Raw genomic sequence first — 14,703 nt, forward strand, 5'->3', positions numbered from 1 at the left:
CAAATGACCCATATCAAAACCCATCTGCTGTGCGGCGCGGCCGCCTTGATCGCGATGGCAGCGCCGGCCCAGGCGCAGGACGCCGCGACCGATCCGGCGCTGGCGGCGGCAGATGCCGGTGACGAGATCGTCGTTATCGCCCGCCGGCGGGAGGAACGGCTGATCGACGTGCCGATCGCGGTGAGTGCGGTTTCGGGCGCCGAGCTGGAACGCCAGGGCGCGGTCGACCTGGGTTCGATCCAGGGCAGCGTGCCCAACGTCAACCTCGTCCAGGGCCGCGGCTCATCCTCCACCGCCAACATCTTCATCCGCGGCATCGGCCAGCCCGACGCGTTGCAGACCTTCGACCCGGCGGTCGGCGTCTATGTCGACGGCGTTTATATGAGCCGCATCCAGGGCGCCTTGTTCAATCTGTTCGATGTCGAGCGGGTCGAGGTGCTGCGCGGGCCGCAGGGCACGCTCTATGGCAAGAACACGATCGGCGGCGCGGTCAATATCATCTCGCGCAAGCCCGATCTCGATACGCTCGCCGCGGCCGGCAGCCTGACCTATGGGCGCTTCGATCAGTGGCTGATCAACGGCTATGTCTCGGCCCCGCTCGTCACCGACAAGCTCGCCGTTTCGCTGGCGGGTGTCTATGACAAGCGCGACGGCATCGTCACCGATCCGCTGACCGGTCAGAAATATAACGACCGCAACACGCAAGCCGTGCGCGGTATCGTGCGCGCCCAGCCGACCGAGACGGTAGAACTGATCCTGTCGGGCGATTATACCCGCCAGCGCACCGATCTGACGCTTGGCTATGCGACGGCGCCGCTGATCCAGACCAGCCTGTTCCCGGTCGGCGTCAGCGTCGCGGTGCCGGCTCATCCCTATGGCGATTATGATTACAAGGCGTCGACCAGCTTCCAGAATGGCGAGGGCCAGAAGCTCGACCATTGGGGCGTGTCGCTGACCGCCAATGTCGATCTGTCGGACGCTTTCACGCTGTCGTCGATCACCGCCTATCGCGATCTCCAGACCGACTTCTTCGTCGATATCGACGCGACCGAGGTCGAGATGGGCGACGTGTTTGTCGGCACCCGCCAGCACCAGTTCAGCCAGGAACTGCAGCTCAAATATAGCGCGGACAAGCTCAACGGCGTGTTCGGGCTCTATTATCTCGAGGAGACGGTGAAGTCGCATCAGGAGGCTTATGCCGACGACCTCTTCACCTTCCTCGGCGGGCCGGTGACATTCACGCGCCTGATCGACGACAAGCAGAAGACCCGCAGCTATGCGGCGTTCGGCCAGCTTACCTATGATTTCACCGATCAGTTCGCGGTGACGGCGGGCCTGCGCTACACCAAGGAAAAGAAGACCTATAATCGCATCACGACGACGATCTCGTCGCTTGCGGCGCTCAACGGCCTGACCTTCGCCTTCCCGGATAATCTGCCGGCGCCGCTCAACGGCGATGACGATGCGAGCTTCGACGCCTGGACGCCGAGCGTGACGCTTTCCTACAAGCCGTCGCGTGATAGCCTCCTCTATCTATCCGCGGCGCGCGGCTTCAAGTCGGGCGGTTTCAACGGCCGCGCCAACAGCTTGGCGGATCTGACGCTGGTGGTGGACGGCGTGCCGACGCTGGTCACCCGTTTCAAACCGGAGACAGTGTGGACCTATGAGGCGGGCGCCAAGGCCAGCCTGCTCGACGGCCGGGTGCGGCTGGCCGGTGACGTCTTCTATTCGGATTATGAGGATTTCCAGGCGCGCGTGGGCGGCGGCACGATAGGCTCCACCGGCGTCTTCCCGGTCATCAACGCCGGCAAGCTGCGCATCTGGGGCATCGAGGCCGAGGCGACGGTGAAGCCCACTGATCCACTGACGCTGCGTGCGAGCTTTGGCTATCTCAACGCCAAATATGAGGAGTTCAACGACGGCCGCCGCGTGCCGCCGCAGAGCTTCTCCTGCAACCCGACGGGCCAGCAGGTTGTCTGCGAACCGGCCTTCGCACCGCCGATCACGTTCAGCCTGGGCGCGGATTATGTGATCCCGGTGGGCGACAGCGGCACCATCACGCTGGGCGGCGACGGCCGCTTCGTCGACCAGCATTATCTGTCCGTCGACAATCGCGAGGGGCTGAAGGAAGACGGCTATTGGGTCGCCAACACCTATGTCCAATATGACAATAAGGGGGGGTGGTATCTGCGGGGCGGCGTGAAGAATCTGTTCGACACGCTCTACAAGACCGACGGCCAGGAATTCTCGTCGGTCGGCAATATCCAGACCGTCTATTATGGCGATCCGCGGACGTGGCAGGTGACGGCCGGGTTCAAGTTCTGAGCCTGAAGCCCTCTCCCGCGCCGGCGGGAGAGGGCGGATGCGTTATTCCGGCAGGAAATCGGGCACCGAGAGATAGCGTTCGCCGGTGTCATAGTTGAAGCCCAGGACGCGGCTGCCAGCGGGCAGCTCGGCCAGCTTCTGCGAGATGGCGGCGAGCGTTGCGCCCGATGAGATGCCGACCAGCATCCCTTCCTCCCGCGCGGCGCGGCGCGCCCATTCCTTGGCGTCGTTTGGATCGACCTGGATCACCCCGTCGAGCAACTGGGTGTGGAGGTTGGCGGGGATGAAGCCCGCGCCGATGCCCTGGATCGCGTGCGGGCCGGGCTGGCCGCCCGAGATGACCGGGGAAAGCGTCGGTTCGACCGCGAATACCTTGAGGTTCGGCCACTTTTCCTTGAGCACCTGGGCGCAACCGGTGATGTGGCCGCCGGTGCCGACGCCGGTGATCAGCACGTCGAGCGGCGCATCGGCGAAATCATTGTAGATTTCCTGCGCGGTCGTCTGGACGTGGACATCGATATTGGCGGGGTTCTCGAACTGCTGGGGCAGCCACGAACCGGGGGTGGATTCGACCAGTTCCAGCGCGCGCTCGATCGCGCCCTTCATGCCCTTTTCGCGCGGCGTGAGATCGAAGGTCGCGCCATAGGCCAGCATCAGCCGGCGGCGTTCGAGCGACATGCTTTCGGGCATGACGAGGACCAGCTTGTAGCCCTTGACCGCGGCGACGAGAGCGAGGCCGATGCCGGTATTGCCGCTGGTCGGCTCGATGATCGTGCCGCCCGGCTTCAGCTTGCCGGTGCGTTCGGCATCCTCGATCATCGACAGCGCGATGCGATCCTTGATCGAGCCGCCGGGGTTGGAGCGTTCCGACTTCACCCAGACTTCCGCGTCCCCGAACAGCCGGTTGACGCGGATGTGCGGCGTGCCGCCGATCGTCTCCAGGATGTTGGCCGCCTTGGTCATGTCGCTTTCTCCTGCAAGGGGATGTCTTCAAGGGTTTTGGGTGGTGCAAAGGTACGGGCGCGGGCGATCTCCGGGAACCAGCGCGCCCACAATAATGTGACCGCGACCGCCCCGACACCCCCGGCGACCACAGCCGCCACGGGGCCGATCAAGGCGGCCAGGAAGCCGGACTCGGCCTCGCCTAGCTCGTTCGATCCGGAGATGAAGAGGGTGGAGACGGCGCCGACGCGACCGCGCATCGCATCGGGCGTATAGAGCTGGATCAGCGACTGGCGGACATAGACCGAGAACATGTCCGCCGCGCCGAGCAGCGCGAGACAGCCGAGCGAGAGCGGCAGCCAGCGCGAAAAGCCGAAGACCACCGTCGCCACGCCGAACACGGCGACCGCCGCGAGCATCTTCACGCCGACATTGTTGCGGAGCGGCTTGAAGGCGAACCACAAGGCGACCAGCGCGGCGCCCACCGCCGGCGCAGCGCGGAGATGACCCAGCCCCTCGGGGCCGACCATGAGCACATCGCGCGCGAAGATCGGCAGCATCGCCGTCGCGCCGCCCAGTAGCACCGCGAACAGATCGAGTGAGATCGCGCCCAGCACCAGCCGGTTCTGGCGAACATAGCGCAGCCCATCGACCATCTGCGCCCAGGGGTTGGCCTTGCCGTCGAGCGAGGTGCGCGGCACCGGACGGATCAGCATGAGCGCGAGGAAGGCGAAAGCGAACAGCCCGCCCGATCCGGCATAAGGCAGCCAGTGGCTGTGCGCGTAGAGATAGCCGCCAGTTGCGGGGCCGAGGATCGCGCCCGTCTGCCACGCGATCGAACTCAGCGCGATCGCGTTGGGGAGGACGGCCGCTGGCACCAGATTGGGGGCGAGTGCGCTGAGCGCCGGGCTGGCGAAGGCGCGGGCCACACCGAGCAGGGCTGCAATGGCGAAGAGGTGCGGCAAGCTGGTCTGGTCGTGCCAGGCGAGCCAGCCAAGCGCGGCCGCGCATCCCGCCTCCAGCAGCACCGCCCCGCGGGCGATCCAGCGGCGGTCCACGCGGTCCGCGGTCCAGCCGACGATCAAGGTGAGTGCGAGCAGCGGCACGAACTGGAACACGCCGATCAGCCCGAGTTGGAAGGCGGCTTCCTTGGGCGTCATCGTCCGCCGGGCGATATCATAGACCTGCCAGCCGATCACCACGACCATGCTGTTCTGCGCGATGGTCGTGGTTAGGCGCGCAAGCCAGTAGGCGCGGAAATCGCGGATGCGGAAAGGGTGCGGCGGGCGGTCCATCGCGTCGGTCTAAGCCGAACAATGTTACGGGGGCAATCGGCCTTTTATCTATTCTGTGGATAGAAATAGTAAAACGAAGAGCGGGCCGGCAAGGGGGGCCGGCCCGCTCGGTAAACCGCCTCGGGGGGGATGAGGCGGTTAATCAGACGGTGGGGGAGGGTCCGTCTGAAACTGAATATGGGTCCATGGGTCCGGCATTACCACCCTGCCTAGGGGTGACCGGGCTCATATCTTCGTATGATAGGCACGGTTGATCGGTTGCCGCTGGCCGAACAGCGAAGCGACCAAGGGCGCGCTGGCCGCATAGAGCACGACGGCCGACAGCGTGCCGAGCAGCGAGTCGTCCAGATAGTCGCCGGTGAGGGCGGCAGGGGCCGCTGCAACGACCAAGGCGACGAGGGCCGGTGCCGAAAGCTTCTGCCAGCGTGACGCGGCCGGCTGGTGCCGGGGGCGCAGCCACTTGCGCTGCGGGGTCGCGACAACGGTGCCGATCGAGTGGACCGGGGCACCTTCGCTGCTGTTGAAGTCCAGAAAGGCCATGGCCGTTTCCCTGTTGGAATTGCCATGCCCTTTTGCCGTTCATCTGGGGTTTATTGAATCAGACGTGGGGTTTGGCCGCCGCCTCCTTTCAGTTAGGCGGATCATACCTAAGTGTAGTGCGATGCAGCAGATCCGCGCTGGACGCGGTTCGCGCGGTCTGAGACACTGAAGCATCGCTTTCCCGGAGAACCATGCCGTGGCTACCGTCGCGACACAGCCAAGCCCCCTCCACATGCCGCCGGCCGATCTGGCGGAACTGATCGACCTCAGCAACGACACCATCTCGGTCCGCCGCGCGGACGGAGCGGTGACGCATTGGAACAGCGGCTGCGCCGCGCTCTACGGCTGGGGCGGCGACGAATTGGCGAGGCCGGGCGGATATGACCTGCTGCACACCCGTTTCGACCAGCCCGAAGAAGCGGCGATGGCGGAGCTGCTGGAAACCGGCCGCTGGCAGGGCCATCTGACCCGCACGACCCGCGATGGCCGCGACGTGGTGGTTTCGGTGCGCTGGACTGCGCGGCGCAATGCCGATGGATCGATCCGCGACATCATCGAGACCGGCCGGGATGTTACCTGGGACGTGGTTTCCAAGGAGGATCTGCGGCGCAGCGAATATCGCTATCGCAACATGTTCCAGGCGATGGCGGTGTCGTTCTGGGAACTGGATTTTTCCGCCGTGAAGCAGATGGTGGCGGAATGGAGCCAGCCGGGCGAGCCGGACCTGGCCGCCTTCTTCGCATCCAGCCCGGATGCGGTGCGCCGTGCAATGGCCAGGACCCGGATCATCGACGTCAACGACAAGACGTTGCGGATGTTCTGCGCGAAATCCCGCGAGGAGCTGGGCGATACGGTCGAACGCTTCTGGCCGGTCGAAAGCGAGGCGGTGTTTGCTGCCAGCGGCATCGCCGCCATGGCCGGCCGGCCGACCTTTGAGGCGCAGACCAGGATGCTCACGCTCGACGGGCGAGAGATCGACGTGATGTTTACCTGGAGCTTTCCGCCGCCATGGATGGGCCATGACAATGTGCTGGTCGGCATCATCGACATCAGCGCCCGCATGCGCGCGCAGGAGGAATTGCAGCGCGTGCAGGGCGAACTGGCGCATGCCGCGCGCGTCGCGACGCTGGGCGAGCTTGCCGCGTCGATCGCGCATGAGGTGAACCAGCCGCTCGCCGCCATCGTCAATTTCGGCGAAGCGGCGAAGCGCTGGATGGGCCGGCCGGAGCCCGACATGGGCGAAGCGAATGCCGCGATCGAGCGGATGATCGCCGACAGCCGCCGCGCGTCGGACATCATCGGCCGCATCCGCGGTATGGCGACAAAGTCGGTGCCGAAGCCGACCCTCTTCCATCCGTGCGAGGCGGTGAAGGAAGCCGTCCAGATCGTTCGCCACGATATGCAGAACCGCGGCGTCGCATTGAGCATCGCCGAGGTGGAAGCGGTGCCGCGCGTGCGCGCCGATCGCATCCAGATCCAGCAGGTCGCGGTAAACCTTATCGTCAACGCGGTGCAGGCGATGGCGCAGGTGCCCGAGGAGCGCCGCGCGATCGCCATCCGCACGCAACTCACGGCCGACGACATGGTGCGGATCGAGGTGCAGGACAGCGGGCCGGGCATTGATGCGGCAGTCGCCGACCGGCTGTTCACCGCGTTCAGCAGCACCAAGGAAACCGGCATGGGCATGGGGCTGTCAATCAGCCGGTCGATCGTCGAGGCGCATGGCGGCACGATCAGCGGCTGCAGCAACACCGACGGCCCCGGCGCGACCTTCGCCTTCACTTTGCCGATGGCGGAGGGCGAAGTGGCGGGCGTGTGCCCGAACGCGGTTTAGCCCGGAATAGAACGTCATACCGGCGTAGGCCGGTATCCAGTTCCGCGGTTGATCTGGACCCCGGCCTGCGCCGGGGTGACGCGAGCGTTCAGTCGACCAGCGCGCACCAGCGGAAATCATGCTTGATGAAATTCTGGCCGAGACTGTAGCGGACGCGGCGCACACCGGGGATCTTGTCGATCGTCTGGTGGAGGAAATCGGTCAACTCGTTGCCATTCTCGACCAAAGTCATCGCGAGCACGTCGGCGCGGCCGAGCATGGTGGCGACGAAGCCGATTTCGGGCACCTTTGCGAGGGCTGCCGCCATATCCTCGATATCGCCGGCCGTGTTCGCCTCGATCCACAGATAGGCCAGGATCGGGTTGCGCAGCCGGCTGGTGTTGGTGATCGCGGCGACGCGGATCACGCGGCTGTCGAACAGCCTCTTCAGGCGCGAGCGGATCGTGCCTTCGGTCAGGCCGAGTTCGCGGCCGATCTCGCGATTGGAGACGCGGGCGTCGATGCCCAGCCGCTCAATGATCTTGTGATCGATTTCGTCCAGCGAGACGCCCGTGCTCATAAAGGTGCCCAATCCGGTGTATATTTCAGAACCTTGAGCGCGAGGCCGGGGACGATCTTCTCGACCCCCGGAACATGCGCCATCACATGGGTAAGCAGACGATCCAGATCGGCGAGGTCGCGCGCGACGACCTGGACTTCCAGATCATGCGTGCCGATCGCGACGTTCACGGTCACGACTTCCTCAAGCTGGGCGAGATCGTGACCGACATCGGCGGCGGCGCGGCCCTTGACCTGCACACCCACGGCGGAAAGGCAGTCGAAGCCCATGGCCGAAAGATCGCGCATCGCGACGACGCGAACCGAGTTGTTGTCTTCCAGCCGGCGCAGGCGAGTGCGCACCGTCGCTTCGTTGACATCGACGATCCGCGCAAGGTCGCGGTTGGCGATCCGCCCGCTCTGTCTGAGCGCGGCGATGATCTTTTCGTCGACCTCATCGAGTTCGTAGCCCGCGGCTTCTCCGCCGCGTCCGCGGCCGCCGCTGCGTGCCGTCGCATCCCTTGCCAAGCGTAAATCCCCACAGTCGCTGCCGGCGTGCCGATATGGCTACGCCGGTGAAGCGGGGATTCAGACAGGATCGGGCAACCGCTGTCAATGCCGGGAACCACCGTGCGCCCGCTCAGCGCGCGAGGAAGCCGCCATCGACCGCGAGCGGGTGGCCAGTGATGAAGCTCGCCTTGTCCGAACAGAGGAACACGACGGCGTCGGCAACTTCGCGCGCTTCACCCATGCGGTTCATCGGGTGCATCTGCGCCATGAAGGCCGCCGCCTGCGGATCGGAGGTGGTGACGTCGGTCATCGGCGTGACGATAGCGCCGGGGCAGACCGCATTGACGCGGACATTGTCCGCTGCCCAGCGCATGGCCGCGGAACGGGTGAAGCCGACGACCGCGTGCTTGCTGCCGCAATAGCCCGGCCCGCTGAGGCCCGACATGCCGGCGACCGAGGCGGTGTTGACGATCGCGCCGCGCTTGGCCTTCGCCATGTGCCGCGCCTCGGCCGCGATGCAATACATCACGCCGTCGCAATTGGCGGCGAAGGTGCCTTCGAACGCGTCATTGTCGCCCCAGGGCGTCATCATCGTCTCAATCGAGACGCCGGCATTGTTGAAGGCGCAATCGAGCCGACCCCAGCGGGCGACGACGGCATCGACCGCGGCATCGACGGCGGCACGATCACGGACGTCGAGCTGGACGGCATAGGCTTCGCCACCGGCATCGATGATCATCCGGGCGGTTTCTTCGGCCCATTCGGCGACGAGATCGGTGACGGCGACCTTCGCGCCCTCTTGCGCCATGGCGATCGCGGTGGCGCGGCCGATGCCGCTGCCGGCGCCCGTCACGAAGGCGATGCGATCCTCAAGCAGCCCGGCCATGCGTCACTCCAATCGCCCCAATCCATTGATTGAGACGGGTACAGAGCCGGCCGATGCTGGCAAAGCCGAAATGATTGTGTCCTGTGGCCAGTAGCTTTGAAATTGTGACATCCATTGCGGCCGGATAGGCGGCAGGCACCTCGCCGGGGGGCACGCCGATGTCGCGATCGCCGAAGGCGAAGAAGATCGGTACGTCGATCGCTGCGGCCTCGGCGGCGAAGCTGCCCGGCACCATCGACATGACGCCGCCGGCGCCGAACATGCGGTCGCCGGTTGCGCGGAGGGCCGCGGCGACTTCGGGATCGGCGCCGCCGAATATCTCGGCCGCGAGCTGCTTGTCGGGGGCGCTGAAGCGCAGGAAATTGCCACCGAACCGCGCGATCGCGAGGTGGGGGAGGGCGGCTTCAAGGGCTTGCGGGTTGCCGATGAGCGCCTTTTCCTCGTCGGTCAGCACCCATTCCAAACCGCTGGCGTTGGAGCCAAGCAAGGCGACGGCGGCGAAGCTGCGGTTGCGCGCCTGTTGCAGCGTGACGAGCATGCCGCCCATCGAATGGCCGACGCCGATGACGGGGAGCGCGGCGAGGTCCGGCCGGACGCGACGGAGCGCCTCTAGCGCGTGATGATGGCTGTCGCCGGCATTGCGCGGCGAGAAGGTGTCGGCTTGCGGAGGCACGCCGCTTTCGCCGATACCCGGATTGTCGACGGCGATGACGGCATGGCCGGCGGCCAGCATCCGCCGGGCGAAGCTGTGGCCGGTGCTGCCGCCGGCCAGATCGAAATAGCCGCGATTGGCGCCGCCGCCGGGCACGCACCACAGCAATGTCCGCGGTGGGCCTTCGGGCAGGAAAAGCGTGGCCACCATAGGGAAAACCCCCGCGCCTTCGGGCGCAGGGGTTTCCAGTTGCAGCGTTTCAACCACGCTCACGGGGCGATCAATTGCCCCAGTGATAGGTGAGCGACATGCCGTACATCCGCGGCTCCCCGTAGATGACCGAGTCGAAGCCGATCTGCGAGTAGAGCGGATAGCCGCCGGTGATATATTTCTCGTTCGTCAGGTTGGTGGCGAAGGCCGCAACATCGAAGTTGCTGCCGCCCACCTTGTTCCATTCGACCCGCGCGTTGAGCAGTTCGAAGCCCGGGAAGGTGTTGAGCGGCGCCGGTGCCGCGAAATCAGGCGAGTTGGTCTTGTCCTGATGGCTGAAGTCCATCTGGAGCGCGATCTCGCCGCCGTCCGCCATCGGATAGGCGTAACGGCCCGACAGGCTATATTTCCACTTCGGCTGATAGACCGCCTGGCGGCCCTTGATCGCGGGCGTGCCCGGCAGCGTGATGTCGCTCGACGCGTCGAGATAGGAGACCCAGCCCGACAGTGTCAGCCCTTCGACGGGGATGATCGTGGTTTCGAACTCGAAGCCCTTGTTGGTCGCCTTGCCGACATTCTGCGCGACCGAGGCGATGCCGGTCGTGGCGATCGCGATGGGCACCGTGATCTGTTGGTCCTTATACTTGTCGTAGAAGACCGCGAGGTTGGTGCGCAGCGGCACGCCGATATCCCAGTCCGCCTTCAGGCCGACTTCGAAATCGTCGACGAATTCGGGATCGAAGCTTTGCAGGTCGGGACGCGGTGCGGGCAGGTTGAAGCCGCCCGATTTAAAGCCGCGACGATAGGCGCCGTAGATCAGGATATCCTCGTTCGGCTTCCACTGCAGCGTCGCATCGTAAGTGGGTTCGCTGAACTTCGCGTCATATTCGATCGGGCAGCGGACTGTGCCGCCTGGATTGGTGGGCGTGATGGTCTGAGGATCAACCAGCACACAGGCGCCCGAGGCGGTGTTGACCTGCGCCAGCGAAGCCTTGCGCTTGTCCCAGGTGTAGCGGAAGCCGCCGCTCAATTGCAGGGTCGAGGTGATATCGAACTCGCCGTGCGCGAACAAAGCGTCGCTGGTGTCGGTGTTGGTGACGATACGGGTGTTGAAGCTGCCGAACGTCCCCGACGGGATCGCCGGATCGAACGCCGGCTTCGACTTTTCGTGATAATAGCCGAGGATGTAGCGGAAGGTGTCGCCCAGCGAACCTTGGATCTGGAATTCCTCGGTGAACTGGTCCTGCCCGAACTGCCAATCCTGGGTATGGACATTGAACTGTGCGATCAGCGGCAGCACCGTGCCGTCATAATCATTGCCTTCGTCCGTGCGCTGGCCGCGGAAGGCGATGATGTTCTTCAGCGTGATGGTGTCGCTGACTTCCCAGGTCGTCTTGTTGGTGATGCCGTAATTGAGCGCGCGATTATAGTTGCGCCCGGCATAGGCGATTTTGCGGATGCCAAGCTGCTGCTGCTGGGCCAGCAGCCCGTTCAGCACCGCATCCGAGGTGAAGCCGAAGCCACCGCTGGCGGCGGCGATGCCGGTCAGCTGGAAAGCGGGCGGGAACGGGCTGTTCGGATCGGTCGCCGGGCAGCCGGGCGCTGCGGCGAAGGACAGGCAGGCGATCGGCACGCGCGCCGCGCCCTGGCCGAGATAGAGCGGCACATCCGGGAAGAACGGGTCGAGCCCGGTGCCCTGGATGGCGTTGGGGCTGATCGCCGCATTCGGATTGATGCCGCGCAGAATAGCGGACGAGCCACTGGCGTCGCGGTTCGAATAATCGCCGATCAGCAGGTTTTCCAACCCTTCGGCCGGGCGCAGCAGGATCGAAACGCGTACCGATTCGAACGCGCGGCCGTCGAGCTTCTGGCCGCTGATGACATTCTTGGTGAAGCCGTCGCGGCGCTCCATCTGCCCGGAGACGCGGATACCGCCGAGATCGTTGCCGAAGGGCACGTTCACCATGCCTTCGAAGCCGCGCATGTCGTAATTGCCGACCGAGGCGCGCATCATACCTTCGAAATCGTCGCTCGGACGGTTCGGCTCGAACAGCACTGCACCGCCGGTAGTGTTGCGGCCGAACAAAGTGCCCTGCGGACCCTTCAGCACCTGCACGCTCTGCAGGTCGTAGAACACGCCGGGCCCGGCGACCGGGATCGGGACTTCGGCGAAGTAGGTGGCGACCGACGAGAAGTTGCGCTGGCCGGCGTTGATCACGCCAGGGCCCTGGCCGCGGATGTAGAACTGGGCTTCGTCGCGCTTCTGGGCGCCGATGTTCACGCCGGGGGCGACATCGCGGAGCTGATCGACCGACTGCACGCCCTTCTGGTCGAGCGCGTCGCCCGAAAGCGCGGTGATGGCGAGCGGCACGTCCTGCGCGGCTTCCTCGCGGCGGCGGGCGATGACGACGATGTCGCCGAAGCCTTCACTGCTGCTGGCGGCGGGTTCGCTGCTTTCCTGCGCCATGGCGGGCGCGCCCACGCTCATCGCCAGCAGGCTCGCGGACAGGCAAAGTACGTGCGTCAGGCTCCTCATAAGGCTTCCTCCCTAACTAGCGCGGGCCGATCCTGCCGGCCCGCTGCCTCACTTTTCGCCGGCGGTTTTCCGCCTGACTCCCAAAATGAATGTGCTTCAGCATGGATGATAGCTGTTTGCGTGGCAAGGGCATTTTTTGGCGACGCAATTGGAGGGTCATATGCCGCGCAGCTTCCCGCGAATCGCAGAATTGCCGCGCGCGCTGTGAGGTTTCGTAACAAAATGGGCGGGGGCGGACGTGGCGCTTCCATGTTAGTCTGCGCCGCTTTCACGTGACAAACTGAATTCAATTCATTATTGGTCGAACATCAGATTTCGGGGACCGCGTTAGGAGAGGCGCGCCATGAACGAGATGACCACGATCGAACGCATTCAGACCGGCGACGAGCTTGAGCGCTGCCCCTTCCCGATCCCGATCGGCTGGTTCGCCATCGAGCTTTCGGACAATCTGAAGCCCGGCGAGATCCGCAACCTCCATGTGTTCGGGCGCGAATGGGTGCTGTTCCGCGGGGAGGACGGCAAGGTCGGGCTGACCGATCCCTATTGCCCGCACCTGGGCGCGCATCTCGGCCATGGTGGCACGGTCGTCGGCAACAATGTCCGCTGCCCGTTCCACCATTGGGAGTTCGATGCGGACGGGTGGTGCAAGAAGATCCCCTACGCCAAGGTGATGCCCGGCATCGCCCGCAAGAAGCCGGTGCTGAAGACGCTGCCGACGCAGGAACGCTATGGCGCGATCTTCGCCTGGTATCATCCCAATGTCGACGAACCGAGCTTCCCGCTTCCCGACGTGCCCGAACTGGAAAGCGAAGGCTATGTGCCGATCCGCCGCGGCCAGTGGAACATCGGCACGATGATCCAGGAAATCGGTGAGAATGGCGTGGACAACGCCCACCTCAAATACCTGCACAACACGCCGATCATTCCGCCGGTCGAGGCGCGGCCGGATGGGCACAAATTCCACACCAATATCGGCCAGGGCTATATCGTCGGCGAAAGCCATGGGCCGGGGATCGCCATCCAGCGCTTCAATAATCAGGGCGTGACGATGTTGATGTTCGCGATGTCGACACCGATCGACACCGAAATGACGCTGACGCGCATGGCCTTCACCTTCCTCGATCATCCGGAAGGATCGAAGGAGCGCGGCATCGCCGAGCATCTCTACCAGCATTCGATCGGTGCGGCCGAGGGCGAGGATTCGGCCGGGTTCGAGTCGGTCGATCTGATCGTCTGGGACAACAAGAAATACCGGCCCCAGCCGCTGCTGTGCGACGGCGATGGGCCGATCCTGATGTGGCGCAAATGGTTCAGCCAGTTCTACGCGGAGCCCATCGAAGCCTGAAAACGGGCAGGGGCATCGCGCCAAAGTGAGAGGAAGATCGAATGAACGAGATGACGACCATCGAACGGATCCAGACGGGCGACGAGCTTGAACGCTGCCCGTTCCCGATCCCCTTCGGCTGGTTCATGGTCGAGGAATCGGCGAAGCTGGCGGTGGGCGAAATCCGCATCATCAAGGCATTCGATCGCGAATGGGTGATGTTTCGCGGCGAAGACGGCAAGCCCGGCATCTCCGATCCCTTCTGCCCGCATCTCGGCGCGCATCTCGGCCATGGTGGGACGGTCGTCGGCAACAATATCCGCTGTCCGTTCCACCATTGGGAGTTCGATGCGGAGGGGTGGTGCAAGAAGATCCCCTACGCCAAGGTGATGCCCGGCATCGCGCGGAAGAAGCCCGTCCTCAAGACCTTGCCGATCGTCGAACGCTATGGCGCGATCTTCGCCTGGTATCATCCCGATGGCGTGGACCCGACCTTCGCGATCCCCGACGTGCCCGAGCTGGAGGATGAGGCCTATGTGCCGATCCGCCGCGGCATGTGGGACATCGGCACGATGATCCAGGAAATCGGCGAGAATGGCGTCGATTATGCCCACCTGAAATTCCTGCATGGATCGCCCGAGATTCCGCCGGGCACCGGCAAGGCCGACGGCTACAAGTTCCACACCGATATCGGCGCGGGCTTCATCGTCGGCGAACATCATGGGCCGGGCATCCAGATCATGCGGTTCAACAAGGACGGCGTGACGATGACGATGTTCTCCACCCCGCTGCCGGTGGACAAGGAAATGACGCGCACCCGCATGGCCTTCACCTTCCGCGATTATGCCGAAGGGACGAAAGAACGGGTGATCGGCGAGCATCTCTACCAGCACTCGATCGGCGCGGCCGAGGGCGAGGATTCGGCGGGGTTCGAATCGGTCGATCTGATCGTCTGGGACAACAAGAAATATCGGCCCCAGCCGCTGTTGTGCGACGGCGACGGCCCGATCCTGATGTGGCGCGAATGGTTCAAGCAGTTTTATGCGGAGCCCCTGGCCTGAACTCCTATCCGTTCGTGTCGAGCGGAGTTCGAGCGCAGCCGAGAACGTAGT

12 protein-coding genes are annotated in these 14,703 nt (G+C 64.6%); 4 read left to right on the forward strand and 8 right to left on the reverse strand.

Going from position 1 to position 14,703, the window contains the following annotated elements:
- Positions 1–3: 3 nt before the first annotated feature.
- Positions 4–2,325 carry a TonB-dependent receptor gene (locus tag ACFB49_RS00750; protein ID WP_380874809.1) on the forward strand — a complete coding sequence of 774 codons (2,322 nt, stop codon included), beginning with the start codon at positions 4–6 and terminating at the stop codon, positions 2,323–2,325.
- Positions 2,326–2,367: 42 nt separating this feature from the next.
- On the opposite strand, the gene cysK is transcribed toward ACFB49_RS00750, so the two are convergent.
- The 3 genes from cysK to ACFB49_RS00765 all read right to left on the reverse strand — a co-directional run bounded on the left by cysK (position 2,368) and on the right by ACFB49_RS00765 (position 5,102).
- Positions 2,368–3,288, reverse strand: coding sequence for a cysteine synthase A (gene cysK / locus ACFB49_RS00755; RefSeq protein ID WP_380874811.1), 921 nt, complete (start codon positions 3,286–3,288; stop codon positions 2,368–2,370).
- Positions 3,285–4,562 (reverse strand): MFS transporter, encoded by a 1,278-nt coding sequence (locus tag ACFB49_RS00760; protein ID WP_380874813.1) that lies wholly within the window; start codon positions 4,560–4,562, stop codon positions 3,285–3,287. Before ACFB49_RS00760 ends, cysK begins: the two co-directional genes overlap by 4 nt.
- Before the next feature lie 225 nt (positions 4,563–4,787).
- Entirely contained in the window at positions 4,788–5,102 is a 315-nt protein-coding gene (locus ACFB49_RS00765; RefSeq protein ID WP_380874815.1) for a hypothetical protein, read from the reverse strand.
- Between the two features lie 196 nt (positions 5,103–5,298).
- Here ACFB49_RS00765 and ACFB49_RS00770 point away from each other — a divergent pair, with 196 nt between their 5' ends.
- Entirely contained in the window at positions 5,299–6,936 is a 1,638-nt protein-coding gene (locus ACFB49_RS00770; RefSeq protein WP_380874816.1) for an ATP-binding protein, read from the forward strand.
- Between the two features lie 88 nt (positions 6,937–7,024).
- On the opposite strand, the gene ACFB49_RS00775 is transcribed toward ACFB49_RS00770, so the two are convergent.
- The 5 genes from ACFB49_RS00775 to ACFB49_RS00795 form a co-directional block, all read right to left on the reverse strand.
- Positions 7,025–7,495, reverse strand: a complete 471-nt coding sequence (locus tag ACFB49_RS00775; protein WP_380874818.1) for an Lrp/AsnC family transcriptional regulator — start codon at positions 7,493–7,495, stop codon at positions 7,025–7,027.
- Positions 7,492–8,001, reverse strand: a complete 510-nt coding sequence (locus ACFB49_RS00780) for an Lrp/AsnC family transcriptional regulator (RefSeq protein ID WP_380874820.1) — start codon at positions 7,999–8,001, stop codon at positions 7,492–7,494. Before ACFB49_RS00780 ends, ACFB49_RS00775 begins: the two co-directional genes overlap by 4 nt.
- A gap of 112 nt (positions 8,002–8,113) precedes the next feature.
- Positions 8,114–8,869 (reverse strand): glucose 1-dehydrogenase, encoded by a 756-nt coding sequence (locus ACFB49_RS00785; protein ID WP_380874822.1) that lies wholly within the window; start codon positions 8,867–8,869, stop codon positions 8,114–8,116.
- The gene (locus ACFB49_RS00790; RefSeq protein ID WP_380874824.1) at positions 8,853–9,731 is read right to left on the reverse strand and encodes an alpha/beta hydrolase; all 879 of its coding nucleotides are present in this window, start codon (positions 9,729–9,731) and stop codon (positions 8,853–8,855) included. Before ACFB49_RS00790 ends, ACFB49_RS00785 begins: the two co-directional genes overlap by 17 nt.
- Positions 9,732–9,801: 70 nt before the next feature.
- Entirely contained in the window at positions 9,802–12,267 is a 2,466-nt protein-coding gene (locus ACFB49_RS00795) for a TonB-dependent receptor (RefSeq protein ID WP_380874826.1), read from the reverse strand.
- A 343-nt stretch (positions 12,268–12,610) separates the two neighbouring features.
- Here ACFB49_RS00795 and ACFB49_RS00800 point away from each other — a divergent pair, with 343 nt between their 5' ends.
- Positions 12,611–13,612: a Rieske 2Fe-2S domain-containing protein gene (locus ACFB49_RS00800; protein WP_380874828.1), complete on the forward strand. Its 1,002-nt coding sequence runs from the start codon at positions 12,611–12,613 to the stop codon at positions 13,610–13,612.
- A gap of 41 nt (positions 13,613–13,653) precedes the next feature.
- Positions 13,654–14,652, forward strand: coding sequence for a Rieske 2Fe-2S domain-containing protein (locus tag ACFB49_RS00805; protein WP_380874829.1), 999 nt, complete (start codon positions 13,654–13,656; stop codon positions 14,650–14,652).
- Positions 14,653–14,703: the final 51 nt, after the last annotated feature.

It is taken from the genome of Sphingomonas sp. DBB INV C78 (assembly GCF_042693015.1).
Taxonomy (GTDB): domain Bacteria; phylum Pseudomonadota; class Alphaproteobacteria; order Sphingomonadales; family Sphingomonadaceae; genus Sphingomonas_E.